Origin of the sequence: Kineococcus mangrovi, assembly GCF_041320705.1 — a bacterium.
In the GTDB taxonomy this organism is placed as follows: domain Bacteria; phylum Actinomycetota; class Actinomycetes; order Actinomycetales; family Kineococcaceae; genus Kineococcus; species Kineococcus mangrovi.
Genome location: NZ_JBGGTQ010000002.1, coordinates 506,482 through 531,599 on the forward strand (window position 1 = coordinate 506,482; position 25,118 = coordinate 531,599).

At 74.4% G+C, this 25,118-nt stretch carries 24 protein-coding genes; 12 read left to right on the forward strand and 12 right to left on the reverse strand.

Features of this window, described 5'->3' with window-relative positions; genetic code table 11:
* The first annotated feature begins 2 nt into the window (after positions 1–2).
* The 3 genes from AB2L28_RS05495 to AB2L28_RS05505 all read left to right on the forward strand — a co-directional run bounded on the left by AB2L28_RS05495 (position 3) and on the right by AB2L28_RS05505 (position 3,124).
* On the forward strand, positions 3–557 hold the full coding sequence (locus AB2L28_RS05495; RefSeq protein ID WP_370717716.1) for a type 1 glutamine amidotransferase domain-containing protein: 555 nt from the start codon (positions 3–5) through the stop codon (positions 555–557).
* Positions 554–1,558, forward strand: coding sequence for a TIGR03557 family F420-dependent LLM class oxidoreductase (locus AB2L28_RS05500; protein WP_370717717.1), 1,005 nt, complete (start codon positions 554–556; stop codon positions 1,556–1,558). The genes AB2L28_RS05495 and AB2L28_RS05500 overlap by 4 nt, the downstream gene beginning before the upstream one ends.
* Positions 1,559–1,753: 195 nt before the next feature.
* Positions 1,754–3,124: a pyridoxal phosphate-dependent decarboxylase family protein gene (locus AB2L28_RS05505; RefSeq protein ID WP_370717718.1), complete on the forward strand. Its 1,371-nt coding sequence runs from the start codon at positions 1,754–1,756 to the stop codon at positions 3,122–3,124.
* A 3-nt stretch (positions 3,125–3,127) separates the two neighbouring features.
* On the opposite strand, the gene AB2L28_RS05510 is transcribed toward AB2L28_RS05505, so the two are convergent.
* Both AB2L28_RS05510 and AB2L28_RS05515 read right to left on the reverse strand, forming a co-directional pair.
* The gene (locus AB2L28_RS05510; protein WP_370717719.1) at positions 3,128–4,354 is read right to left on the reverse strand and encodes an allantoate amidohydrolase; all 1,227 of its coding nucleotides are present in this window, start codon (positions 4,352–4,354) and stop codon (positions 3,128–3,130) included.
* Positions 4,347–5,471, reverse strand: coding sequence for an FAD-dependent oxidoreductase (locus AB2L28_RS05515; protein WP_370717720.1), 1,125 nt, complete (start codon positions 5,469–5,471; stop codon positions 4,347–4,349). The genes AB2L28_RS05510 and AB2L28_RS05515 overlap by 8 nt, the downstream gene beginning before the upstream one ends.
* Positions 5,472–5,606: 135 nt before the next feature.
* On the opposite strand from AB2L28_RS05515, the gene AB2L28_RS05520 reads away from it, so the two are divergent.
* Positions 5,607–6,629 carry an extracellular catalytic domain type 1 short-chain-length polyhydroxyalkanoate depolymerase gene (locus AB2L28_RS05520; protein ID WP_370717721.1) on the forward strand — a complete coding sequence of 341 codons (1,023 nt, stop codon included), beginning with the start codon at positions 5,607–5,609 and terminating at the stop codon, positions 6,627–6,629.
* Positions 6,630–6,637: 8 nt separating this feature from the next.
* On the opposite strand, the gene AB2L28_RS05525 is transcribed toward AB2L28_RS05520, so the two are convergent.
* The 3 genes from AB2L28_RS05525 to AB2L28_RS05535 form a co-directional block, all read right to left on the reverse strand.
* Positions 6,638–9,517, reverse strand: a complete 2,880-nt coding sequence (locus AB2L28_RS05525; RefSeq protein WP_370717722.1) for an FAD-binding and (Fe-S)-binding domain-containing protein — start codon at positions 9,515–9,517, stop codon at positions 6,638–6,640.
* 61 nt (positions 9,518–9,578) lie between these two features.
* Positions 9,579–10,460, reverse strand: a complete 882-nt coding sequence (locus AB2L28_RS05530) for a hypothetical protein (protein ID WP_370717723.1) — start codon at positions 10,458–10,460, stop codon at positions 9,579–9,581.
* Positions 10,457–11,452 carry an SPFH domain-containing protein gene (locus AB2L28_RS05535; protein ID WP_370717724.1) on the reverse strand — a complete coding sequence of 332 codons (996 nt, stop codon included), beginning with the start codon at positions 11,450–11,452 and terminating at the stop codon, positions 10,457–10,459. Before AB2L28_RS05535 ends, AB2L28_RS05530 begins: the two co-directional genes overlap by 4 nt.
* A gap of 104 nt (positions 11,453–11,556) precedes the next feature.
* On the opposite strand from AB2L28_RS05535, the gene AB2L28_RS05540 reads away from it, so the two are divergent.
* The 5 genes from AB2L28_RS05540 to AB2L28_RS05560 all read left to right on the forward strand — a co-directional run bounded on the left by AB2L28_RS05540 (position 11,557) and on the right by AB2L28_RS05560 (position 14,833).
* Positions 11,557–12,225, forward strand: coding sequence for an NUDIX hydrolase (locus AB2L28_RS05540; RefSeq protein ID WP_370717725.1), 669 nt, complete (start codon positions 11,557–11,559; stop codon positions 12,223–12,225).
* 40 nt (positions 12,226–12,265) lie between these two features.
* Complete coding sequence (locus AB2L28_RS05545; protein ID WP_370717726.1) at positions 12,266–12,580, forward strand: hypothetical protein; 315 nt, start codon at positions 12,266–12,268, stop codon at positions 12,578–12,580.
* 114 nt (positions 12,581–12,694) lie between these two features.
* On the forward strand, positions 12,695–13,060 hold the full coding sequence (locus tag AB2L28_RS05550; protein WP_370717864.1) for an ABC-2 family transporter protein: 366 nt from the start codon (positions 12,695–12,697) through the stop codon (positions 13,058–13,060).
* Entirely contained in the window at positions 13,053–13,868 is an 816-nt protein-coding gene (locus AB2L28_RS05555; RefSeq protein WP_370717727.1) for an ABC transporter permease, read from the forward strand. Before AB2L28_RS05550 ends, AB2L28_RS05555 begins: the two co-directional genes overlap by 8 nt.
* The gene (locus AB2L28_RS05560) at positions 13,865–14,833 is read left to right on the forward strand and encodes an ABC transporter ATP-binding protein (RefSeq protein ID WP_370717728.1); all 969 of its coding nucleotides are present in this window, start codon (positions 13,865–13,867) and stop codon (positions 14,831–14,833) included. The genes AB2L28_RS05555 and AB2L28_RS05560 overlap by 4 nt, the downstream gene beginning before the upstream one ends.
* A gap of 1 nt (position 14,834) precedes the next feature.
* On the opposite strand, the gene AB2L28_RS05565 is transcribed toward AB2L28_RS05560, so the two are convergent.
* From AB2L28_RS05565 to yczE, 3 genes are all read right to left on the reverse strand, one after another.
* The gene (locus AB2L28_RS05565) at positions 14,835–15,335 is read right to left on the reverse strand and encodes a DUF4383 domain-containing protein (protein ID WP_370717729.1); all 501 of its coding nucleotides are present in this window, start codon (positions 15,333–15,335) and stop codon (positions 14,835–14,837) included.
* Positions 15,336–15,474: 139 nt separating this feature from the next.
* Positions 15,475–15,750, reverse strand: coding sequence for a YciI family protein (locus tag AB2L28_RS05570; protein WP_370717730.1), 276 nt, complete (start codon positions 15,748–15,750; stop codon positions 15,475–15,477).
* Between the two features lie 9 nt (positions 15,751–15,759).
* A complete protein-coding gene (yczE, locus tag AB2L28_RS05575) occupies positions 15,760–16,386 on the reverse strand; it encodes a membrane protein YczE (RefSeq protein ID WP_370717731.1) in 627 nt (208 codons plus the stop codon).
* Positions 16,387–16,447: 61 nt separating this feature from the next.
* Between yczE and yczR the strand changes: the two genes are divergently transcribed.
* Positions 16,448–17,875: a MocR-like transcription factor YczR gene (gene yczR / locus AB2L28_RS05580; RefSeq protein ID WP_370717732.1), complete on the forward strand. Its 1,428-nt coding sequence runs from the start codon at positions 16,448–16,450 to the stop codon at positions 17,873–17,875.
* A gap of 12 nt (positions 17,876–17,887) precedes the next feature.
* On the opposite strand, the gene AB2L28_RS05585 is transcribed toward yczR, so the two are convergent.
* Genes AB2L28_RS05585 through AB2L28_RS05600 form a run of 4 tightly spaced genes read right to left on the reverse strand, consistent with a single transcriptional unit; the run spans position 17,888 to position 23,012 of the window.
* Positions 17,888–18,805, reverse strand: coding sequence for a carbohydrate ABC transporter permease (locus tag AB2L28_RS05585; RefSeq protein ID WP_370717733.1), 918 nt, complete (start codon positions 18,803–18,805; stop codon positions 17,888–17,890).
* Between the two features lie 3 nt (positions 18,806–18,808).
* Positions 18,809–19,702, reverse strand: coding sequence for a carbohydrate ABC transporter permease (locus tag AB2L28_RS05590; RefSeq protein ID WP_370717734.1), 894 nt, complete (start codon positions 19,700–19,702; stop codon positions 18,809–18,811).
* Positions 19,699–21,012: an ABC transporter substrate-binding protein gene (locus AB2L28_RS05595; protein WP_370717735.1), complete on the reverse strand. Its 1,314-nt coding sequence runs from the start codon at positions 21,010–21,012 to the stop codon at positions 19,699–19,701. Before AB2L28_RS05595 ends, AB2L28_RS05590 begins: the two co-directional genes overlap by 4 nt.
* Positions 21,013–21,044: 32 nt before the next feature.
* Positions 21,045–23,012, reverse strand: a complete 1,968-nt coding sequence (locus AB2L28_RS05600; RefSeq protein ID WP_370717736.1) for a glycoside hydrolase family 127 protein — start codon at positions 23,010–23,012, stop codon at positions 21,045–21,047.
* 155 nt (positions 23,013–23,167) lie between these two features.
* Between AB2L28_RS05600 and AB2L28_RS05605 the strand changes: the two genes are divergently transcribed.
* Complete coding sequence (locus AB2L28_RS05605) at positions 23,168–24,142, forward strand: LacI family DNA-binding transcriptional regulator (RefSeq protein ID WP_370717737.1); 975 nt, start codon at positions 23,168–23,170, stop codon at positions 24,140–24,142.
* 43 nt (positions 24,143–24,185) lie between these two features.
* A complete protein-coding gene (locus AB2L28_RS05610) occupies positions 24,186–25,112 on the forward strand; it encodes an acetamidase/formamidase family protein (RefSeq protein WP_370717738.1) in 927 nt (308 codons plus the stop codon).
* Positions 25,113–25,118: the final 6 nt, after the last annotated feature.

The following is a 25,118-nucleotide window of genomic DNA, read 5'->3' on the forward strand; positions in this document are numbered from 1 at the left end:
ACATGACGGACGCAGCGCTCGCGGGCAAGAAGATCGCGTTCCTCGTGGCGAACGAGGGCATCGAGCAGGTCGAACTGACCGAACCGTGGAAGGCGGTGCAGGAGGCGGGGGGCGAGCCCGTCCTGCTGTCGACCGGGCCGGGCACGGTCCAGGCGTTCGACCACCTGGACAAGGCCGACACCTTCGACGTGGACGTCGTCGTCGACGACGCCAGCCCGTCGGAGTACGCCGCCCTCGTCCTCCCCGGCGGCGTGGCCAACCCCGACGCCCTGCGGACCTCCCGCTCCGCGGTGACCTTCGTGCAGCAGTTCGCGGCCTCGACCCGCCCCGTCGCGGCCATCTGCCACGCGCCGTGGACGCTGGTCGAGGCCGACGTGCTCAAGGGCCGCCGGATGACGTCCTGGCCCTCGCTGCGCACGGACCTGCGCAACGCCGGCGCCGAGTGGGTCGACGAGGAGGTCGTCGTCGACCGCAACGGTCCCGGTCCGCTGGTGACCAGCCGCAACCCCGACGACCTGCCGGCGTTCAACCGCGCGCTGCTGGAGGCGCTGTCGTGAGCGCTCCCGGCATCGGCTACACCTGCATGAGCGAGCAGTCCGACCCGCGCTGGCTGGTGCGGGACGCCCGTGCCGCGGAGGAGGCCGGCTTCGACACGATCGTGTTCTCCGACCACGCCTCGCCGTGGCTCACCTCGCAGGGCCACGCGCCGTACGTCTGGTCGGTGCTCGGGGCGGTGGCGGCCACGACGTCGCGCGTGGAACTCATGACCTACGTGACGTGCCCGACGATCCGGTACCACCCGGCGATCGTCGCGCAGAAGGCCGCGACGGTGCAGATCCTGTCGGAGGGACGTTTCGTCCTCGGGCTGGGTTCGGGCGAGAACCTCAACGAGCACGTCGTCGGGCAGGGCTGGCCCGCGGTCGAGGAACGCCAGGACATGCTCGTCGAGGCGTGCGAGATCATCTCCAACCTCTTCGACGGCGACCTGCTGACCTACGCGGGCGAGCACTTCCGGGTCGACTCCCACCGGTTGTGGGACGTCCCGGACCAGCGCGTCCCGCTGGCGATCGCCATCAGCGGGGAGAAGTCCGCCACCCGCTTCTCCCCCCTGGCCGACCACGCGATCGCGGTCGAACCCGACGCGGCGCTGCAGGCCTGGGACGCGGCGCGGGAGACGGGGCAGCAGCCGAGCCGGAAGATCGGGCAGATGCCGGTCTCCTGGGGCGCCGACCGGGACGCGGCGATCTCCCGCGCGCACGAGCAGTTCCGCTGGTTCGCCGGGGGGTGGAAGGTGAACGCCGACCTGCCGACCACGGCGGGTTTCGCCGGCGCGACGCAGTTCGTCCGTCCCGAGGACGTCGCCGGGCAGATCCCCTGCGGGAACGACGTGGACGCGGTCGTCGAGGCCGCCTCGGCGTACTTCGAGGCGGGTTTCACCGACCTCGCCCTCGTCCAGATCGGTGGCGAGCACCAGGAGGAGTTCCTGGCCGCCGCGAAGTCGGACATCATCCCCGCGCTGCGCGAGGCGGCCCAGGGGACCGACCCCTCGCCCAGCTGAGGCCCCGGGCCGGGAGCGCCGCCGCCCCCGTCGTGCACGGCGGCGGCGCTCGAGGTGCGGGGCAGGTGCTCGTCCCCGCCGGACCGGTGGTCCGGCGACGAACTCCGCGGGCCTAGCGTGGGGCGGTCCGTCCCCACCCCGTCCAGGTCCCGCGGCGCGAGCCGCGGGAGCCGGACCCGCACCGAGAGGTGGTCCATGCACGACGACACGACCGCGAAGCGGATGCACGAGGTCACCGGGGAGAACGAGGCGGCCCTGGACCTCGTGCTCGACTACGCGCGCAACCGCCTGACGGCCCCGGACCTCCCGCTGGACAAGTCGGTCAGCAGCGCCGACCTGCGGCGCCTGGCTCCCCCCGCCGTCACCGAGGACGGCATCGGGGCCGCGCGGGCCCTGGCCGTCTTCGAGCACGTGCTCGCCCCGGCCTGCATCACCACCGACCACCCGCGCTACCTCTCGTTCATCCCGTCCGCGCCGTCCAAGGCCGCTGCCGCGTTCGACATCGTGGTCTCGGCCAGCGCCCTGTACGGGGGGTCCTGGCTGGAGGGCGCCGGCGCCGTGCACGCCGAGAACGAGGTGCTGCGCTGGCTGGCCGACGAGTTCGGGCTGCCCGCGGGTTCCGGTGGGGTGTTCGTGCAGGGCGGGACGCTCGGCAACCTGTCGGCGCTCGTCGCCGCCCGGGAGGACGCCCGCGGCAGGGGGCCGGTGGCGGGCCGGTGGGCGGTCGTCTGCAGCGCCGAGGCGCACTCCTCGATCGCGTCGGCCGCCCGGGTGATGGACGTCGACGTGGTGGCCGTCGCCCCGGGTGAGGACGGCGTCCTGCGCGGCGAGGCCGTCCGCGCCGCGCTGGCCGAGCACGGGGACCGGGTGTTCGCGGTCGTGGCGACGGCGGGGTCCACGAACTTCGGGATCGTCGACGACCTGCAGGGCATCGCGGACGCCACGACGGAGCACGGGACCTGGTTGCACGTCGACGGCGCGTACGGGCTGGCCGGCCGGCTGTCGACCCGCCGCCGGGACCTGTTCGCCGGTCTCGAGCACGCCGACTCCGTCATCGTGGACCCGCACAAGTGGTTGTTCGCGCCGTTCGACGCGTGCGCGCTCATCTACCGCGACCCCGACCGCGGCCGCCGGGCGCACACCCAGCACGCCGAGTACCTCGACACGCTGACCGAGACGAAGGACTGGAGCCCCTCGGACTTCGCCGCCCACCTCACCCGACGGCCCCGCGGGTTGCCGACCTGGTTCTCGCTGGCGACCTACGGGGTGCGGGCCTACCGGGAGGCGATCGACGCGGCCATCGACCTGGCGGCCGAGGTCGGCCGGGTCGTCGCGGAACGCCCCGACCTCACCCTGGTGCGGGAGCCGCAGCTGTCCGTCGTGGTGTTCGAGCGCACCGGCTGGACGAAGGCCGACTACGACGCCTGGTCGGCGCGGCTGCTGGACGAGCAGCTCGCGTTCGTGACACCGAGCAGCCACCAGGGCCGGCCGAACGCGCGGTTCGCGATCGTCAACCCGCGCACGACGATCGAGGACCTCACGGCCATCCTGGACACGATGCGCTGACCCTCACCCCGGCGGCGGTCCGGTCAGCAGGTCCGCCAGCACGTCGGCGAGGGCGACCGACCCGGCTTCGGCGTCCTCGTCGGTGCAGAACTCCCCCGGCGCGTGCGAGACCCCGGTGGGGTTGCGCGTGAACAGCATCGCGGTGGGGACGCGCCCGGCGAGCACCCCGGCGTCGTGGCCGGCGCCGGTGGCCAGCAGCGGCGCGGTGGGCAGCACCCCGGACAGCCTGCGGGACAGGGCGCCGTCGAAGTCGACGGTGGGGCTGAGGGACTCCTCGCGGACCTCCACCGCGCACCCCTCCGCGGCGGCCAGGCGCGCGGCCCGGCGCGAGACCTCGGCGACCACGGCCGCGGTGACGACGTCCTCGGGGTGGCGCACGTCGAGCCACAGGTCGACGCGGGAGGCGATGACGTTCGTGCCGCCCGGCACGGGGTCCAGCCGCCCGACGGTGGCGCGCGTCCCGGGGTTCGCGGCGGCGACGTCGCGGGCGGCCGCGACGACGAGGGCGGCCACGAGCAGCGGGTCCCTGCGGTCGGCGAGCAGCGTCGTCCCCGCGTGGTTCCCCTCCCCGCGCACCGTGAACCGCCACCGCCCGTGCCCGATGACGGAGGTCGCGACGGCCACGGGCGCCCCGAGGTCGACGAGCCCGCGGCCCTGCTCGACGTGCAGTTCCACGAAGCAGCCGATGCGGGCCAGGGCCTCGTCGTCGCGGCCGAACCCCGCCGGGTCCAGCCCGGCCCCGCGCGCCACGTCGGCGAAGGTGTTCCCGTCGGGGTCGGTCAGGGCCAGGGCTCGTCCCGGGGTGACCGCCCCCGTCAGCAGGCGCGACCCGAGGCACGCGACCCCGAACCGCGATCCCTCCTCCTCGGGGAACACGGCCAGGCCGAGGGGCCGGGCGGGGTCGACGCCGCGCTCGCGCAGCAGGTCGAGCGCGCGCAGCGCCGACACCACGCCGAGGGGGCCGTCGAACGCACCACCGCCGGGGACGGAGTCGAGGTGGCTGCCCGTGACGACGGCCCCCTCCAGGGGCAGGCCCGCGGGGTTCCACCAGGCCCACACGACGCCGTTGCGGTCGGTCGTGCCCTCCAGCCCCCGGGCGCGCAGCTCGGCGAGGTACCACTCCAGCAGCTCGCGCTCGGCGGCGGAGAACACGGGCCGCGAGTACCCGCCCCGGGCCCGGTCCCGGCCGGTGTCGACGGTGGCGGCCAGCAGCCGCGCGGTCTCAGGCACGGGACGACCCCACCCGGAACCGGCCGGGCACGGACCCGGTCCGCAGGGCGGCGTCCGCCGCGAGCTCACCGAGCAGCGGCGCGAACTTCGCACCGTGCCCCGAGCACGGCGAGACGACGGTGACCCCGTCGGCCTCGTCGACGACGAAGTCCTCGGTCGGGGTGTTCGTGAACAGGCAGGTCGTCTCGGCGTACGGCTCCGGTTCCAGGCCCGGCAGGAACCGGCGCACGTGCTCCACGACGCGTTCCCGGTTCGCCGCGTCCACCCGACCGGTCCGGGTGGCCGCCGACCGCAGCCGGCGGCCGGCGGCGAACTCGGCGACCTTCTGCCCGCGGAACTGCGCGTCCCGGCCGCCGGGCAGGGCGTAGAGGCAGATGTCCTCGCGGTGGTGGATCAGGGTGGGCCAGGGGGTGCGGGGTTCCCGGTGGGGGAAGTGGAACGCGTTCTCCTCGGTCACCGTCAGGGTGGGCAGGGCCGCGAGGAAACCCGCCGGCAGCGGCAGCTCACCGAGCAGGTCCGGCAACCACGGACCGGCGCACACCACCACCCGCCCGGCGGACACGGTGCGGCCGTCGGCGGCGTGGGCGGTGAAACCCGCGCCGGTGCGTTCGAGCCGCGACAGGGCCCAGCCCTGGAGCACCTGGGCACCGTGCGCCCGGGCCGCCGCCACCATCGCCCGCACCGTGGAGCCGGCGTCGAGCACACCACCGGCCCGGTGCCACAGGACGTCGGAGTCGAACGCGATGCCCGGCCAGCGGTCGCGGGCGTCCTCGCGCGCCAGGAGCTCGTGCTCGACCCCCGCGTCGGCCAGGACGGCGGCGAGCCCGTGCGGGTCCCGCCGGGCCCCGAAGTCCAGCGCCCCGCACCGGGTCACCAGGTCGGCACCGTGGAGGGCGGACAGTTCGGTCCACGCCGTCTCGGCGGCCCCGACGAGGTCGACGTACAGCCGCTCGGGGTAGGCGTGGCGCAGGATGCGCGCCGACCCGTGCGAGCTCCCCTGCGCCGAGGCGGGCACGTCGCGCTCCACCAGCACGACGGTGCGGCCGCGCTGCGCGAGCCGCCACGCGGTCGAGGCCCCGGCCAACCCGGCACCCACGACGAGGACCTGAGCGTCCACGCGTCCCCTCCCCGTTCTCCTCGACGCACCCGGAGCCGGTGCGACCGGTGCAGCGTCGGCGGGACGACCCGACGTTGACAGGTTTTCACACGATCCGCCAAGATCGCCCGACCGATCCAGGACGAAGGAGTCCCCGTGTCCCGTCGCACCCCTCTCGCCCTCGCAGCGGCCGCCGTCGGGCTGGTCGCGGTGTCCACCGTGAGCAGTGCCGGTGCCGCACCGGCGGACCCCGCCGCCCGGACCGTCGGGTGCACCTCGACGGTGCCGCCGGGAACGCACAGCGTGCCGATCCGCTTCGCCGGCGGCACCACCGAGGTCCAGGTCTTCGTCCCCTCCCACCGGCCCGCGCGCGTCCCCCTCGTGCTGGACCTGCACGGCAGCGGTTCCAACGGTCCCGCGCAGTCGGGCATCAGCGACCTCGCGTCGGTCGCCGAGCGCGAGGGGTTCCTCGTCGCCAACCCCACCGCGGCCGTGGAACTGCCCCCGTCCGACCCGCCCCTGCCCGGTGGCGGTTGGGCGTGGAACGTCCCCGGCGTTCCGACGACGGCCGGTCAGCTCCCGCCGCCGGACGCCCGGGACGACGTGGCCTTCCTGGCCGCCGTCGTCGACCAGCTCGGGGCGGCCGCCTGCGTGGACACCCGGCGCACGTACGCGACCGGGTACTCCGGCGGGGGGCGCATGGCCTCGGCCCTGGCCTGCGAGCTGTCCGACCGGATCGCGGCGATCGCCCCGGTCGCGGGGCTGCGGGCCGGGCGGCCGGCGCCGGACGAACCCTCGGTGCCGGAGGTGCAGAGCTGCACCCCGCGCGAACCGGTCGCGGTGCTCACCTTCCACGGCGACGCGGACGGGGTGAACCCCTACGGCGGCAGCGACGACCTGCGGTGGGGGTACTCCGCACCCGTCGCCGTCCAGACCTGGGCCCGGCTGAACGACTGCCGCACCGGCCCGGTGCGGACCGCGCTCACCGAGCACGTCTCGCTGACGACCTACGCGCGGTGCGCGGGCGGGGCCGACGTGGAGTTCCAGCGGATCACCGGTGGGGGTCACACGTGGCCCGGGGCCGACGAGCCGGAGGGTCCGCTCGGCCCCATCACCCAGGAGGTCGACGCCTCGGAGACGATGTGGCAGTTCTTCGAGGCGCACCCGAAGCACGTCTGAGGAGCGGGTCAGTCCTCCGGCAGGGCGTCGGCGAGGAGTTCGGCGAGGTGCCGGGGGCGAACCCCGGCGAGGTTGTCGGACTGCGTCCGGCAGGAGTACCCGTCGGCGACGACGAGGGCGTCACCGCGCTCGCGCAGGGCGGGCAGGAGGGCGTGCTCGGCGACCTTCACGGACACCTCGTGGTGCCCCTTCTCGGCGCCGAAGTTCCCCGCGAGGCCACAGCACCCCGACAAGACCTGCGCGTCGACACCGGCCTTGGCGAGCAACCGCTCGTCGGGGCCGAAACCCATCGTGGCGTGCTGGTGGCAGTGCGGCTGCACGACGGCCTTCACCGGGCCGTCCGGGTCCAGCTGCGGCGGCACCCAGTCCGGGCGCTGCTCGGCGATGAGTTCGGCCAGGGTCCGCACCCGGTGCTCGAGCGCGTGGGCGCGGGGGTCGTCGGGCAGGAGTTCGGCGGCGTCCTCGCGCAGCAGCGAGGTGCAGGACGGTTCCAGGCCCACCACGGGCACGTTCGAGTTCCCCAGCGCGTCGAGGGAGGACCGCAACTGCCGCTTGGCCCCGTCGAGCTGACCGGTCGAGACCCACGTCAGACCGCAGCACACCTGCTTCTGCGTCAGCCGCACGGAGAACCCCAGGTGCTCCAGCAGCTTCACGGCCGCCTTGCCCACCTCGGGGGAGAAGTGCTCGGTGAACGAGTCCACCCACAGCAGGACGGGCTGACCGTCCTCGCGGACCGGTCGCCGGTCGAACCAGGCGCGGAACGTCTCGGACGCGAACGCCGGCAGCGGCCGGTTCTGGTCCACGCCCCCCAGGGCCCGCGCCGTCCACGCCAGCGCCGGGACCGACGTCAGCCGGTTCACGACCTTCGGCGCGATGGACGCCAGCTTCGACCAGCGCGGCAGCCAGCCGAGCAGGTAGTGGTTCATGGGCCGCACCCGGCCTGCGTAGAACTTGTCGAGGAACTCCGCCTTGTAGGTCGGCATGTCGACGCCGGCCGGGCAGTCGGCGCTGCACCCCTTGCAGGACAGGCAGAGGTCGAGGACGTCCTTGACCTCCTGCGAGCGCCACCCGTCGGTCACGAGGGTCCCGTTGGCCATCTCCTGCAGCAGGCGGGCCCGGCCGCGGGTGGAGTCCTTCTCGTCGCCGGTCGCCAGGTAGGACGGGCACATGACCCCGCCGGTGTCGGCGCGGCACTTGCCGACGCCGACGCAGCGGTGCACGGCGCGCGTGAGGTCGCCCTCGTCGCGCGAGTAGGCGAACTTCAGCGGCATCCCGAGGGCGTGCGCGGGACGCGCCGCGGGGACGCGCAGGTCGGCGGCGACGTCCGCCGGGCGCACGATGACCCCGGGGTTCAGCAGGTCGGCCGGGTCGAAGGCGCGCTTGACCTGCTCGAAGGCGGTGATCGCCGCACCGTCGTACATGAGCGGCAGCAACCCGCCGCGGGCGCGGCCGTCGCCGTGCTCCCCGGACAGCGACCCGCCGTGGCGGGCGACGAGCCGGGCGGCGTCCTCCAGGAAGTCCTTCGCGGCGGCCCCGCCGCCGTCCTCGTACAGGGGGAAGTCGATGCGGACGTGGATGCAGCCGTCGCCGAAGTGCCCGTACGCCAGGCCGTCGACGCCGTGGGAGGCCATGAGCGCGTCGAACTCGCGCAGGTACTCCCCCAGCTTCGCGGGGGGCACCGCCGCGTCCTCCCAGCCGGGCCACGCCGGCTGCCCCTCGGGAGAGCGACCGGCGAGACCGGCCCCGTCCTCGCGGATGCGCCACAACGTCTTCGCCTCGGCGGCGGTCGGGATGACGACGGAGTCCAGGGCGCGGGAGCCGGCGACCATCGCCCTCGCCGCGGCCAGCGACTCCTCGGGGGTCTCGCCACCCATCTCGACGAACAGCCAGCCGTTGCCGCTGGGCAGCCCCTCGACGGACCCGCCACGGCGGACGACGGCGTCGGCCAGCCGTCGGTCGATGCCTTCGACGGCGAGCGGGGCGTGCTCCAGCAGCGCGGGGGTCGCGTCGGCCGCCTCGTGCATCGAGGCGTAGCCGAGCACGACGAACGTCGTCGACGGCGCCTGCCGGACGAGACGGACGCGGGCACGCAGGATGGTCGCGAGCGTCCCCTCGGACCCGGTGAGGAGACGGGCCAGGGCCGTCCCCGTGGGGCCGCCGGTCTCCGGCAGGAGGTGTTCCAGGGCGTACCCGGAGACCTGCCGGCCGAAGGTGGCGAAGGACGTCCGGATCGTCGCGAGGTGCTGCGAGGCGACCGTGCGCAGCTCCTCGACCAGCTCGGCGGGTGGGGCGTCGGTCCAGTACCGGCGGCCGTGCCCGTCGAGGACCTCCAGGGCGAGCACGTTGTGGGAGGTGCGGCCGTAGGCCAGGGCGTGCGAGCCGCAGGCGTCGTTGCCGATCATCCCGCCGACGGTGCAGCGGGCGTGGGTGGAGGGGTCGGGCCCGAACCGCAGCCCGTGCGGGGCCGCCTGCCGCTGCAGGTCGTCGAGGATCACGCCCGGTTCGACGAGCGCGGTCATGGACTCGGCGTCGATGTCCAGCACGCGGTGCAGGTGGCGGGAGAAGTCGAGCACGACGCCGGGGCCGATGGCGTTGCCCGCGACCGACGTGCCCGCCCCGCGGGAGGTGAAGGGGACCCCCAGCTCGCGGCAGACGCCCCAGACGGCGACGACGTCCTCGACCGAGCGCGGGAAGACGACGACGAGCGGGACGACGCGGTAGTTCGAGGCGTCGGTCGTGTACTCGGCGCGGCGGCGGCCGGACGCGTCGACGGTCCCCGACCCCGGGGTCGTCCCCAGGGCGGCGTCGAGGGCGGCGACCAGCTCCGCGGTCGTGGGGGTCGTCGCCTCCGCCGTGGCCTGGGCGCGCGCGTCGTCGATGAGGGTCACGCCTTCAGTGTGCCGCCGGCGGCGGGGTGCTCCGACACGGAGCCGGACCTCACCACCCACCTCACCGGAGCAGCGCGAGCCGTCGTGGGCTGACGGTGACGGTGATCCGCTGGCCGCGGCTGACGGTGAGCCGGTCGTCCTCGAGGCCGTCGCCGAAGACGACGAGCTCGTCGGACAGGACGTCGAGGGTCAGCGACTGGTCGGTGAGGGCGCCGGCGACGAGGTCGGCCCCCGTCGTGCGGGACGGCCAGGCCTCGCGGACGAACCAGGCCAGCGCGGGGTCGACGGGGGTCGGCAGCGCAGTCGCGGCCCGCCCCCGGGACAGGGAGGCGAGCCACCCCGTCGCCCCCGTCCCGGTCCCGGTGACGACCCCGCTGGAGGCCTGTTCCTCGCGCCGGTCCCCCGCGGTCAGCACGTAGCGGGCGGTCTGGTGGCTGCGGTGGCCGACGAACACCTCGTTGAGGGCGTGCAGCTCCTGCCCGTCGTCGGTGCTGGCCCGGACCATCGTCCGCAGTTCACACGAGCCACCGGAGACGCTGCGGTGCAGCAGGTCTCGTGCCGCCGAGGCGGGGTGCGGGACGAGGACACCCGCGTTGCGGCCCGGCAGTGGGTCGATGCCGACGACGACCTGCCCGGACAGGTGCTTGGCGACGTTGGCGACGAGGCCGTCCTGGCCGACGACCACGACGACGTCCTCGGGGGCGAAGAGGAACCGGGACAGGTCGGCGCGTTCCACCGTCCCGGTCCGCCAGTCGGCGGGGACCGCGGCCGCCACGGCGGCGAGCGCGCGGCGCTGCTGCTCGTCGGCCTCCTCCAGCTCGGTGAGGCAGCGGCCGCGGGTGCGGAGGAAGAAGTCGGCGGCGCCGGGGGTGCCGTGCCGGGCGACGGCCTCGGCGTAGGCGGTGCGGCGGTGCACGAGGACGGCGCGGGGCGCGAGGCTCACGGCTGCACCAGCTTCGCGAGGGCCCCCGTCACGACGTCGGGGGTCAGGACGAGGGTGCCGACGTTCGGCAGCTGCCCGGCGAACTCGCGCAGCGCCAGCGTCAGGAGCACCTCCGGCGGGGTCCCGGCGATCGCGGCCATCCGGGCGGCCTCGGCCGCGGCGTCCGCCTCGCCCTGGGCGCGGCGGGCAGCGGCTCGGGCCTGGGCGAGGCGTTCCTCGCGCTCGGCCTCCGCGGCGGTGCGGATCGCGTCGGCGGCCGCCGCGTCCTCGACGCTGCGGCGCTGGTTGGCGCCCCTCTGGGCGACGAGCTGCTCCTCGCGGCGGGCGAGCTCGATCTTGTTCTGCAGCTCGTTCCCGCTGATGGCCCGCTCCCGCTCGACGGCGAGGGCGCGGCGTTCGGCGGTGGCGCGGTCGGCCTCGGTCTGCAGCTGCTCGCGCGTCGGCGTCCCGAGGGCCTTCTCGACGTCGGGGTCGGGCCGGACGGCGACGACGCGGGCGTCGACGAGGGCGAGACCGGTCTGGGCCAGGCGGCTGTCGGCGAGCAGCCCCGCGGTGATGCGCTCGCGGGTCAGCGTCACACCGGTGACCAGGACGTCCCGCAGCGCCATCCCGGCGAGGACGTCGAGGACGTGCTGCTGCGCGGTCTCGGTGAGCAGCCCGGCGATCTGCTGCAGCGGCGCGGCCCGCCAGCGGCCGGTGGCCGGGTCGAGGGAGAAGTCGACGCGGGTCGCGGCGAGCGCGGGGTCCTCGATGCGGAAGGTGACGGTGGCCTGGACGGTGACGTCGACGAAGTCGGCGGTGCGGGCGTGCATCAGCAGCGGGAGCTCGCGGTCGTCGACGGGCAGCTCCGAGAGCGTCGCGCTCAGCGGGCGGAACCAGAACGCCTGCCCCGTTCCGGAGTGGGCGACCTTCCCGCGGCGCTGGTGGATGACGTGGGTGGTCGGGGTGCTGCGCAGGTGCCGCGCGAACGGGTAGCGGGTGATGTCGGCCATGTCTGCCTCCGGGTCCGTGGTCGGCGACTCGTTGTCGTCGAGATGACGATAAGCCTCCTCCTCCCCTTGTCGTCAAGTCGACGACAACTCGGTACGCTGACCGGGTGAGCCACCCCGTCCTCGCCGTGACCGTCGACCTCGTCGTCCTGACCGTGCGCGGGGGAGCCCTGTGCGTGCTGCTCGTCGAGCGCGGCGAGGAACCGTTCCTGGGCAGGTGGGCGCTGCCCGGCGGGTTCGTGCGCCCGGACGAGGACCTGCCCGGCGCCGCGGCGCGCGAACTCGCGGAGGAGACCGGCCTGCCCCGCGGCCTCGTCCACCTCGAGCAGGTCGCCACCCACGGCGCTCCCGACCGCGACCCCCGCCAGCGCGTCGTGACCGTCTGCTACCTGGCCCTGGCCCCCGACCTGCCGGTCCCGCGGGCCGGCACCGACGCCGCCGACGCCCGGTGGGTCCCGGTCGCCGACCTGCCCGACCTCGCCTTCGACCACGACGTGCTGCTGGCCGAGGCCGTGGAGCGGGCCCGCGCCAAGCTCGAGTACACGCCGCTCGCCACGGCCTTCTGCGGCGAGGAGTTCACCGTCGCCGAACTCCGCCGCGTCTACGAGGCCGTCTGGGGCACGGCGCCGGACCCGCGCAACTTCCACCGGAAGGTCACCGGTGCGACGGGTTTCCTGGAACCGACGGGTGCGACGACGACGCGCGACGGGGGCCGGCCGGCCGGGCTGTTCCGGCGCGGCGCGGCCGCCACCCTGCACCCGCCGCTGCTGCGCTGACCCTTCTGCCGCGACGGTCCGTGCACTAGGGTCGAACGCCGTGTCGCCCTACCCCGCCCTCGTCGCGGCGGGGTTCCGCAGGTGGTCCACCTACCGCGCCGCGACAGCCGCGGGAGCCCTCACGAACTCGGTCTTCGGCGCCATCAAGGCGGCCGTCCTCGTGGGGACGGTGACGTCGGCCGGGGCCTCCGTCGCGGGGTACGACCCGGCCCAGGCCGCGACGTTCGCCTGGACCACCCAGGCGTTCCTCGCCCCCGTCAGCGTCTTCGCCGACGACGAGCTCGCCCGCCGCGTCCGCACGGGCGACATCGCGGTCGACCTCGCCCGCCCGGTGGACCCGCAGCTCGCGGCCTAGGCCACCGACCTCGGCCGGGCGGCGTTCACGCTGCTCCCCCGCGGCGCCCCACCCCTCCTGCTCGGCGCCCTGCTGACGGGTCTGGCGCTGCCGGCGTCCCCGCTGCCGTACCTGCTGGGCGTCGTGAGCCTCGTCGCCGGGGTCTCCGTGAGCTTCGCGGCGCGCTGGATCGTCAACCTCACCGCGTTCTGGCTCACCGAGGTCCGCGGGATCCTCCTGCTCTACACCGTCCTCGCCACGACCCTGACGGGGTTGTCGATCCCGGTGGCCTGGTTCCCGCCGTGGTTGAACGCCCTCGCCCACGCCACCCCGTTCCCCTCGATGCTGCAGACTCCCGTCGACGTCGTCCTCGGCCGCGCCGCGGACCTCGACGCGCTGCGGCTGCTCGGTGTGCAACTGGGGTGGCTCGCCGCGCTGCTCGCGGCCGGCCGGGTCCTCCTGGCCGCCGGGGCGCGGCGTCTGGTGGTGCAGGGTGGCTGACCGTCCCACGCGCGCACCGGGTCCCTACCGTGCGCTGCTGGGGTCGCGGGTGCGGGCGCAGTTCTCCTACCGGGCCTCGTTCGCCGCCGACGTCCTCGCCAACGTCGGCACCGGTCTGTCGGAGTTCGCGACGATCTACGTCGTGTTCTCGCGGACGGACGAGCTCGGCGGTCTCGACGTCTGGCAGGCCGCCCTCGTGTTCGCCCTGGCCAACGTCGCGTTCTCGATCGCCGACCTCGTCGTCGGCCACGTCGACACCCTGCCCACCCTCGTCCGCACGGGCGCGCTCGACGCGTTCCTGCTGCGACCGCTGCCCGTGCTGGCCCAGCTCGCGACCTCCGACGTCGCGCTGCGGCGGGTCGGCCGGGTCCTCGTGGCGGCTCTCGTGTTCGCCGTCGCCTGGCCGCGCGCCGGGGTGGAGTTCGACGGCCGGGCCGTGGCGCTGCTGGTCGTCGCGGTCCTCGGCGGGGCGGCCATCTTCAGCGCGGTGTTCGTCGTCGCCGGGTCGCTGCAGTTCTGGCTGCTCGACGGGCGGGAAGCGGTCAACTCCATCACCTACGGAGGCTCGAACGCGGCCCAGTACCCGGCGTCGCTGTACTCCGGGCCGCTGCGCTGGCTGTTCTGCTACGTCGTCCCCGCCGCGTTCGTCGCCTACCTGCCGGTCCTCGTGCTGCTGGGGGAACCCGGACCGGCGGGCTTGCCCGCCTGGCTGGGGTGGTGCTCGCCGGTGGCGGCGGCCCTGCTGTGGGTGGTCGCCCTGCTGCTGTGGCGGGGCGGGGTCCGGCACTACACGGGGAGCGGGTCGTGAACGCGCTGGAGGTCCAGGACCTGGTCCGCGAGTACGTGGTCCGCGAGCCGGGGACGTCGCGGTGGCGTCGGCGCCGCAGGGTCGTCCGCGCCGTGGACGGGTTGTCGCTGCGGGTGGCACCCGGGGAGTCGGTGGGTTTCATCGGCGCCAACGGAGCCGGGAAGTCGACGACCGTGAAGCTGCTGACGGGGATCCTCGTCCCCTCCGGCGGATCCGTCCGCACCTGCGGCCTGGACCCCGTGACCCACCGGCGGGACCTGGCCCGGCGCATCGGGGTGGTCTTCGGGCAGCGCAGCCAACTGTGGTGGGACCTGCCGCTCAGCGAGTCGTTCCGGTTGCTGGCCGCGATCCACCGCCTGCCCGCCGAGGTGTGGCGGCCACGGCTGAGCGACCTCGACGAGCGGCTCGGCCTGGGGGAGTTCCTCACCACACCCGTGCGCCAGTTGTCGCTGGGCCAGCGGATGCGCGGCGAGGTCGCGGCCGCCCTGCTGCACTCCCCGGAACTGCTGCTGCTGGACGAACCCACGATCGGCCTGGACGTCCTGTCCAGCGAACGGCTGCGGCAGTTCCTGCGCGCCGAACGGGCCGAGAACGGGACGACGCTGCTGCTGACGACCCACGACATGGGCGACGTGCAGCGGTTGTGCGACCGCGTCCTCGTCGTCGACCACGGGCGCGCCGCCTACGACGGGGACCTGCCCGGTCTGGTCCGACGGGTCGGCGCACGGCGCGTCCTCGTGGTCGACCTCCGCGACCCCGTCGACCCCGGTCCCGTGACCGGGGCCGACCTGCTCGCGGTCGAGGAGGGCGGGTACCGCCGCCGCTACGCGTTCTCGGCCGAGGAGACGACGGCGGCGGCGGTCCTGGCGCACGTGACGCGTGCCGCCGAGGTGCGGGACCTGTCGGTCGAGGAACCCGACATCGCCGACGTGCTGCGCCGGCTCTACGCGGCGTCCGGGCGCTGACCTACTGGATGTCGCCGCCTGCGGTGGGGCCGTGCCCGGACGGGGCGGTCTCGCGGGTGTAGCGGCGCGGCATCGCGAGCCCGAGGACGACCATCCCCAGCCCCAGACCGAGGTGCAGCCAGTCGTCGGCCGTGTTGAGGGGCACGAAGTTGGCCTGGCTGCTCTCGGAGACGACGAGGCCGTAGATCCACAGGACGAGGTAGACGAGGCCACCGGCGACGAGGAACGCCTTCGCCGCGGACGCCCCGCGCGACATCAGGACCCCGGCGGCGCCGAAGGCGAGGTGCACGAGGTTGTGCAGGACCGAGACCTGGAAGACGCCGAACAACATGGCCGTCGAGTCCGGTCCCGCGCCGCTGAGGGAGCCGTAGTCGGTGGTGATGCCGGGGATGAACCCCAGGACACCGATCACGAGGAACGCGATGCCGACCACGAGAGCGGTGGTCTGCACGGGGGCGTGGTGGACGGCCAGGTCGGAGGTGGTGGAACGGGTGTTGCTCACGGGGCGGCTCCTGGGACGCAGCCGGGAAGGTTCCCGGCGGTGTTCCGGCCGGAGTTTCGACCTGTTCCACCGTAGGCACCGCCCGCGGCCCCGGCACCTCGGACGACGAGGGGTGCTCGAGGCCGCGTCGGGGAACGGTTCAGAACTGCGGCGCCATGCGCCCCAGGACGGGGGTCCACCCGACGACGCGCCGCTGAGCCACGATCCCGTCCCGCACGAACGGGTCGGCGTCGAGCAGCGCCTCGACGGCCGCAGCGTCGGCGGCCTCGAGGACCAGGATCGCGCCGTCGTCGTCGGTGGGCCCGGAGACCACGACCTGCGGCAGCGAGCCGAGGTACTCGCGGTGGGCCGCGCGACCGGCGTCGCGGGCGGCGGTGTCGGAGGTGTACGCGTAGGTCGCGACGAAGTACGGCATGCGCGGACGCTACCGGGCGGTGACGGTCGCGCCGGGCGCCCGGGTGCCGCGGGAACCGTCGAGCCGGGGGAGCACGAACCCGACGAGCGGCCCGATGCCGAACGCGAAGACGACGGTCCCCACCCCCACGTCACCGCCCAGCAGCGCGCCCACGAGGAGCACCGACACCTCGACGGCCCCGCGGCACTGCCAGATCGGGCGACCGGTCCGTGCGTGCAGGCCGGTCATCAACCCGTCGCGCGGGCCGGGCCCCAGCCCGGAACCGAGGTAGACGCCGCTGGCGACGGCCAGCAGCAGCAGCCCCACCGCGAACAGGGGCGCGCGCACGAGCAGGTGCTCCGGCGAGGGCAGCAGGTCGACCGTCGCCTCGATGACCGTCCCGACGAGCAGGACGTTGAGGAGCGTGCCCGGCCCCGGCCGCTGCCGCAGGGGGATCCACAGCAGCAGCACGGCGATCCCGATGAGGTTGGCCAGCCAGCCGACGCCCACCCCCGTCTGCGCGGCCAGCCCCGTCGCGAACACCGTCCACGGCCCCACGCCCACGTGGGCCAGGACCATCAGCCCCTCCGCGACGCCGTAGAGGACGAGGCCGAGGAGGAGGCGCGCGACCCTGGACGCGGACGGTGGCTTGCTCACACGACGATTGGACCGCATGCCACCGGTGCAGCGACAGCGCCAATCCGCCTAGAGTGGACTGGTGCCGACGATCTCCGCTTCCGGGCTGGCCCAGCTCCTCGGCGACTGGCGCGACGACGGTCCCGCCCTGCGGGCGCTGGCCGACCGCGTCCGGCTGCTGCTGCTCGACGGCCGGGTGCTCTCGGGCAGCCGGTTGCCGGCCGAGCGCGAGCTCGCGGCGGCGGTGGGGGTCAGCCGCACCACGGTGGCGGCGGCCTACGCCCGCCTGCGCGACAGCGGGCACCTGCGCAGCGTGCGCGGCTCCGGCAGCGTGATCACCTTGCCCACGGGCTCCCGCAGCGGTTCCGCAGAACCCCTCACCGCCGCCGGCGGTCTCGTGAACCTCACGCGCGCCGTCCTGCCCGCGGCCCCCGTCCTGGCCGGCGCGGCCCGCGCCGCCGCCGAGGACCTGCTCGCCCACCTGCCCGGGGACGGCTACGAACTCCTCGGCGTCCCGTCCCTGCGGGCGGCCCTCGCCGAGCGCTACACCGCCCGCGGGCTGCCCACGGCCCCCGAGGAGGTCCTCGTCACGCTCGGCGCCCAGCACGCGGTGGGTCTGCTCTGCCGCGCGTTCCTGGCCCCCGGCGACCGCGTCCTCGTCGAGTCCCCCGGGTACCCGTACGCCGTCGACGCCGCGCGCGGTGTCGGCGGGCGCCCCGTCGCGGTGCCCGTCACCGCCGGGACCGGGGACACCCCCGGTGGCTGGGACGAGGAGGCGCTGGAGGACGCCTTCGCCCGGACCCGGCCGGCGCTGGCCTACCTCATGCCCGGGTTCCAGAACCCCACCGGCGCCGTGATGCCCCCGGCGCTGCGGCACCGCGTCGTCGAGCTGGCCCGGAGGTACGGGACCCGGCTCGTCGTCGACGAGACGACCAACGACCTCGCGCTGGACGGGCCGGTGCCCCCGCCGTTCCCCGCCGACGCGGTGCACGTCGGGTCGGCGGCGAAGTCGCTGTGGGGCGGGTTGCGGATCGGCTGGGTGCGGGCCGACGCCGCCACCGTGCAGCACGCGGCGGCGCACCGCACCCCGTGGGAACTCGGGACCCCCGTCCTGGAGCAGCTCGTCGTCGCCCGCTGCCTGCCGCAGCTCGACGACGTCCTCGTCGACCGGTGCGGTGAACTGCGGCAGCGGCGGGACGTCCTCAGCGCGGAACTGGCGGCCGCGCTCCCGGAGTGGGACGTCCCGCACGTCCCGGGTGGCCTGGCCCTGTGGGTGCGCCTGCCCACGGCCACGAGTTCCGCGCTGGCCCTCGCCGCGCAGCGGCACGGGGTGCTGCTGACCCCCGGGCCGCGGTTCGGGGTGGACGGGGCGTTCGAGCGGTACCTGCGGCTGCCGTTCGGCGCCGACGCCGGCACGTTGCGCACCGTCGTCGTCCCGGCCCTGGCGCGGGCGTGGCGGGACACGGGTGCCGTCGCACCCGTGTCCCGCCGGCTCGAAGTGATCGTCTGACGTGCGGGCGGGTCAGCCCTTGACCGCCCCCGAGGCCAACCCGGCGACGTAGAACCGCTGCAGCGCCACGTAGAGGATGACGCACGGGATCATCGCGACGACGGCGCCGGCCACGAGGTAGCCGTAGTTGACGGCCCCGTACGCCCCGGACTGCAGGTTCACCAGCGACAGGGGCAGCGTGTAGAGCCGGTCGTCGGTGAGGAACGTCAGCGCCCCGAGGAACTCGGTCCAGCTGGCGAGGAACGCGTACAGCGCGCTGGTGGCCATGCCGGGGACCAGCATCGGCCGGAGCACGGACACCAGGGCCCGCATCGTGCCGGCGCCGTCGACGCGGGCGGAGTCCTCGATCTCGGCCGGGATCGTCTCGAACGCGTTGCGCATGACGAACACCCCGAACGGGAGGTTGACCGTCGTGTAGAACAGCACCAGGCCGAGCCGGGAGTCGGTCAGGCCCATGGCGTTCATCTGCAGGTACAGCGGGGTGATGATGGCCTGGAACGGCACCATCATCGTCACCACGATGACGCCGAACAGGACGTTGCGGCCCCGGAAGGTGAAGCGGCCGAAGCCGTACCCGGCCAGGGTCGCGATCACCGCGGTGAGCACGGCGGTCCCGATCGAGACCACGAGGCTGTTGCCCACCGACCGCACGATGTCCAGGTCGCCGCTGAACAACGCCGAGAAGTTCGCCGTCGTCAGCGCGAACAGGTCCCCCACGTCCGGGTCCGCCGCCACGATCGCGTCGTTGGGCTGGAACGAGCGCAGCACCGACCAGGCGAGCGGGACGAGGAAGACGAGGGTGGCCAGGATGCCGCCGAGCCAGTAGAGCGTGACCTTGGTGCGGCTCTCGGCCCGGCCGGACGGTCCACCTCCCCGGGCCGTGCGGACCCGCACGCCGTGCGGGGTGCTGGTCCTCGTGAGAGTCACCACGGTCTACTCCTTCTCGCGCAACAGCCGGAACTGGGCGGCCGTCACCAGACCGATGACGACGACCAGGACGATCGACAGCGCGGACGCCGCGCCCAGCTGGAGCTGGACGAAACCGCGCTGGTAGACGTACATGACGACCGTCTGGGTGTCCGTCCCGGGCCCGCCGCGGGTCAGGACGTAGAACTGGGTGAACGCCAGCAGCGACCCGATGACGGAGATGACCAGGCTCATGGCGATGGTGCGGCGCAGCATGGGGATCGTGATGCTGCGCTCACGCTGCCACCACGACGCACCGTCCATCTCCGCGGACTCGTACACGTCGCGGGGGATGCCCTGCATCCCGCCCATCAGCAGGACCATGGTGAGCCCCGACACGGCCCAGACGATCATCACGCAGATGAGGCCCGTCGCGAGCGGACCGTCGGCCAACCACGCGGTCGTCCCGTCGGTGATGCCGAGCGTCTCCAGGACGACGTTCACCATGCCCGACCCGGGCTGCGCCTCCAGCACCATGAGGAAGCTCAGCGTGGTGAGCCCGATGACGTAGGGGACGAAGAACACCGTGCGGAACACCGTGGAGAACCGGCGGTTGGCGCGGACCACGACGGCGAGGACGTACCCGAGCACGAGGATCGGGCCGGTCACGATGGCCGTGTAGAGGACGGTGTACCCGACCGACTTCCAGAACACCGGGTCCGAGGCGATGGCCGTGTAGTTCCCGAGGCCGATGAACTCGTACGACCCGATGAGGGGCCAGTTCGTGAAGGACATGTAGACCGCGAAGACCAGCGGCACGAGCACGAAGACCGTGACGAAGACCAGGGCCGGCAGCGTCAGCAGCAGACCCGTCCGCGGGGGGTGGGTGAGGGACCGGGGTGTTCTCTCGAGGGTGCTCACAGTTGGGCCTGCTCCAGGATGCGGTCGAAGTCCTTCTGCCCCTGGCGCAGCGCCCCGTCCAGGTCACCGTCGAAGACGGACCGGCGGAACGCCGCGATCCACGGCGAGTCCTGCTGGTTGAACAGCAGGTTGTAGGCGAGCGTCGTCGGCGCGTACGCCTCGGCGATCCCGTCGAGGGGCGCGACGGCGAGCGGGAACTCCTCGCGGTACTGCGCCGTCGCCGCGTCCGAGCGCACGGGGATGTACCCGCCGGCGGGCAGACCGGTCTGCTGCGGCAGGTCGAGGGCGAAACGGGCGAACTGCCAGGCCCCCGAGGCGTTGGCCGCCCCGCGCGGGATGCACAGGTTGTCCCCACCGGCGAACGTCGCCCGGCCCCCGTCGGGACCGGGCAGCAGCACGACACCGGTCTTGGCCCGCATCTCCGGCGAGGCGTTCAACGCCGCCACCGCGAAGTTCCCCGGGAACAGGCCGACCGTGCCGTCGCGGAAGTCCGCGCCCCAGCGGGCCCCGTCGCCGGAGAAGTTCGCCTGCGGCATGAGCCCCTCGGTCCACATCGTCCGGTACAGCTCGAACGTGCGCCGGAGGGCGTCGTTGCCGACGATCGCCCCGCGTTGCTCCCCGACCTCCCCCACGATGTTCGGCGCGTCCGCCGCCCACAGGTGCGGTTGGACGACGAACCCGAGGATGCCGGCCGCGTTGCCGTCGACCGACCAGCCGTACGTCCCGTCCTCCAGGGCCCCGATGGCGCGGGCGGCCTCGAGCAGACCGTCGAAGTCCTGCGTGTGCTCGACCGGGTCCAGCCCGGCCCGCTCGAACAACTCGGTGTTGTAGAAGAGCATCGAGTTGTCCGCGATGTACGGGACCCCGTAGTGCCGCTCGTCGCGGGTGGCCAGGGCGAGCTGACCGGGGTTGAGCCGGTCGGCGAAGTCGAGCTGCTGCACGAGCGGGGTGAGGTCGGTGAACGAGTCGCGGTAGATGAACAGCATCGAGTTGATGTCGTCGATGTCGACGATGTCCGGCACGTTGCCGCCGCGGATGGCCGTGGCCAGCTTCGTGACGTACTGACCGTCCAGGACGGGCGTCACCTCGACGGTGACGGCGTCCTGGGAGGCGTTGAACGCGTCGACGACCTGCCGGACGCCGACGACCGTCGCCGCCCGGCACCACAACCGGACGGTCCCGGTCGCGTTCTCACCGAACCCCGCGGCCGTGACGTCGGGTTCGGGCAACTGCGACGCGCAGGAGGGCAGCAGCGCCGACAGACCGGCGAGCCCTCCCAGCGCGAGCAGGGTCCTGCGGTGGAGCTCCATCGCACCTCCTGGGAACGGAACGGGTGGACCGGTCAGGCCCGGGGCAGCCAGACGCGCATGGCGCCGAGCTCGCGGTTGGCCCAGGCGTAGTACGGGACCGCCGGGACGACCTGGGTGGCGTCCCCGGCCTGCGGCGCGGGGTCGTCCCCGGCCGGCCGGTACAGCGGTCCCGTCGCCGCGCCCACCGCCGCGTGCACGGGCAGGTGCAGGACGGTGACCCCCTCGAGCAGGTCGGGGCGGTGCTCGGCGCGGGCGTCGCGCAGCTCGGCGACGCGGACGCGCACGTCGTCGGCGACGAGCCCCTCGGGCAGGTCGGCCTGCTCGACCGCGTAGACGAGCGGCCCGCGTTCGACGACCACGCAACCGCGCACGGCGTCGACGCGCGGGTCGGCCTCGACGGGGCGGACGGTCATGGGCAGGACGAGTTCGACGACGTCACCGGGCGCGAACCCCCGGCGCACGCGGAGGTAGTCGCCGGCGGCGGCCGGCACGTCCTGCCCCGCCACCGTGGCGGTGGCTCCCTCCGCCCAGCCGGGCACGCGCAGCGCCAGCTCGAACTCCCCGGGGGACTCCAGCACCTCGACGCGGACGGTGCCGTCCCAGGGGTACTCGGTGCTCACCCGCACCCGGGCACCGCCGGCCTGCACCTCACCGGTCGTGAACTGGTGCAGCTGGATCCCGGGCACCCCGTCGCGGTCGGCGGTCGTCGCCACGTAGGCGTCGAGCTGGGACAGCGTGCGCATGATGTTCGGCGGGCAGCAGGCGCAGTCGAACCACGGCCGCCGGCCGTGCGCGACGCTGCGCTCCTCCTCGGCGTGCGCGCCGTGCCGCAGCTGCAGGGCGTTGACGTAGAAGTACTCCGTGCCGGCCAGGGACACCCCGGGCAGGAAGGCGTTGAACAGGGTCCGCTCGACGAGGTCGGCGTACCGGGCCTCCCCCGTCGCCAGCAGCATCCGCCAGCTCCACTGGACGCTCGCGATCGCCGCGCACGTCTCGGCGTAGGCGCGGTCGGGGCCGAGCTCGTAGTGGTCGCCGAACTGCTCGAAGTCCCAGCGCGAGCCGATGCCGCCGGTCACGTACGTCTTGGACGACAGCATCCCCTCCCACTGCCGCACCAGTGCGTCGAGGAGTTCCGCGTCGCCGGTCTCGGCGGCGACGTCCGCGGCACCGGCCGTGAGGTACACCGCCCGGACCGAGTGGCCCTCGGGCGAGGTGGCCTCGCGCACGGGGACGCGGTCGGAGAAGTAGGTGGGGTCGACGCCGAACCGCGTCCGGATGATGCCGTGCCCGCGGGCGTCGACGAACCAGCGGGCGAGGTCGAGGTAGGCGCGGTTCCCCGTCTCGCGGAACAGCTCCACCAGGCCCATCTCGACGACGGGGTGACCGTCGACCTCCTCGATCCCCCCGGGGCCGAAGGTGGCGACGAGGTGGTCGGCGAGCTTGACCGCGACGTCGAGCAGGCCGGTGTCCCCGGTGCTGCGGTGCACGGCGACGGCGGCCTGGAACAGGTGGCCGGCGCAGTAGTGCTCGTGGCTCCAGTGCAGCCCGGTGTAGCGCTCGCCCTTCCCGCGCACCTGCTGGACGGAGTCCAGGTACCCGTCGTCGGCCTGCGCGGCCGCCACCACGGCCGTGACCTCGCGGATCCAGCCGAGGACCTCCTCGTCGGCCTCGCGCCCGTACTCCCAGCCGGCCGCCTCGAGCCACTTGTAGACGTCGGAGTCCATGAAGATCGGGCCCTTGGCCTCGCCCTGCTCGACTCCGGCGGCGATGCGCAGGTTGCGCAGGTTGCCCGCGGTCTCGAGCTTCTCGTAGCCGGTCCGGATGGCCTGGCGGCGGTTGGCCTGCATGCGGTCGAACCAGAACCCGCCCGTGGAGCGCGAGGCGCCGAGCGGGACGGGCTGCAGGGTGACGGCCGCGTCCGCGGTGGGGGCGACGGGGGTGTTCACGGGCTGCGCGCCCGAGGTGGGGGACAGGTCCGGTCCAGCGGTCGTGCTGGTCATGATCTCTCCATCGAGGCGGTGCGGGTGCGCCCGGAACAGCCGGAACACGTTTTCTGCGACGAACCTAGAACTCCCCTCCCAGCTCGTCAAGGGCGCGGTAGTCTGTTGCGACTCAACGGGTCGGGAGGTGGGCAGTGGCGGAAAGCGGCGTTCCGGTGCGGATCGTCGACGTCGCCGCGCTCGCGGGCGTCTCGGCGGGGACGGCCTCCAAGGCCCTCAACGGGACGGGCCAGCTGCGCGCCGAGACGCGCGACCGCGTGCGCCGCGCGGCCGAGCAGCTGGGGTTCACGCCCGACCCGGTGGGCCGGGGCCTGTCCTCCGGGCGCAGCTACACCGTCGGGCTCATCACGACCGACAGCTTCGGCCGGTTCTCGATCCCGGTGATGCTCGGCGCGGAGAACGCCCTGGGTGCCGGGGAGATGAGCGTCCTGCTGTGCGACAGCCGCGACGACCCGCTGCGCGAGCAGCACTACCTGCGGACGCTGCAGGCCCGTCGGGTGGACGGGATCATCGTCACGGGCCGTCGCACCGACCCGCGCCCGCCCCTGGCCGCGAGCGTGCCGGTCGTCTACGCGTTCACCCCGTCGCAGGACCCGCGGGACACCTCCCTCGTCACCGACCAGGCCGGGGGCGCCGCCGGAGCCGTCCGGCACGTCCTGGACCTCGGCCGGCGCCGCGTCGCGCACGTCACCGGACCGGCCGATCACCACGCCACCCGCGTGCGCGCCGAGGCCGCCGGGCGCGCGGCCGGCGACGCCCTCGTCGGGCCCGTCCTGCACGGGGACTGGAGCGAGCGGTGGGGACGGCTGGCCGCCGACCTGCTGCTGCGCCGCCACCCCGACCTCGACGCCGTGACGTGCGGCAGCGACCAGATCGCCCGCGGCGTCTGCGACGGTCTGCGCGACGCCGGCCGCCGCGTCCCGCAGGACGTGGCCGTCGCGGGGTTCGACGACTGGGACGTCATCGCCCTGGCCTCGCGGCCACCCCTGACGACGGTGAACCTCGGCCTGGAGGCCCTGGGGCGCCGCGCGGGGGAACTGCTGCTGCAGGCCGTCGCCGGATCACCCTCTCCCGGCACGACGACGCTGCCGACGCGGCTCGTGGTACGGGAGTCGACGGTCCCGGCCTGACCCGCGCGCGGTCGACGGCGCGGCACCGGGGCAGGATCGCCCCGTGTCCCCCCAGCAGCAGGTCCTGCGCCCGAGCGCCCGCACCGTGACCGACGCCTTCGACCCCTCGCTCGCGCCCGTCCTCACCGTCGAGCCCGGTGAGCGCTTCACCGTCGAAGCCCTCGACGCGCACGGGTTCACCCGGCGTCCGGCGGGCCCCGGCGCCCCCACCCCGCGCCTGGTCGAGGACGCGCAGGGGCACTGCCTGTCCGGCCCGGTCGCGGTGCGCGGCGCCGAACCCGGCGACGTCCTGGCGGTGACCTTGCACGCGGTGCGGACCGCCGACTGGGGCTGGACGGTCGCGGGCGTCGACACCCCGCTGAACCGGCGGTTGGGCACCACGGGCCGCGTCGACCTGCTCTGGGACGTGGACCCCGACCGCCGGACCGCGACGAACCAGCTGGGGTTCACCGTCGACACCGCCCCGTTCCTCGGCGTCGTCGGGACGACACCGGCCGCGCCCGGACGGCACTCGACGATCCCCCCGCGACCCGGTCACGGCGGGAACGTCGACTGCCGCTCGCTCGTCGCGGGGTCGACGCTGTTCCTGCCCGTCCACGTGCCCGGCGCGTTGCTGTGCCTGGGCGACGGGCACGCCGCGCAGGGCGACGGGGAGGTGTGCGGGACGGCCGTGGAGTGCGCGACGACCACGGAGCTGTCGATCGCCGTCGTGCCCGACCCGGCCCTGCCGACCGTGCACGCCGTCACCCCGGCCGAACGCATCACGTTCGGCTTCGACGCGGACCTGAACGCCGCCACCGACGCGGCTCTCGGTGACCTCCTCACGTGGGTGGCCGCCGAGCACGACCTCGACCGACCGACCGCCCTCGCCCTCCTCAGCACGTGCGCCGACCTGCGCGTCACGCAGGTCGCCAACCGCACGTGGGGCGTGCACGCCGTCCTGCGCCACGACGCGCTGCGCCGGAGCTGACCCCGC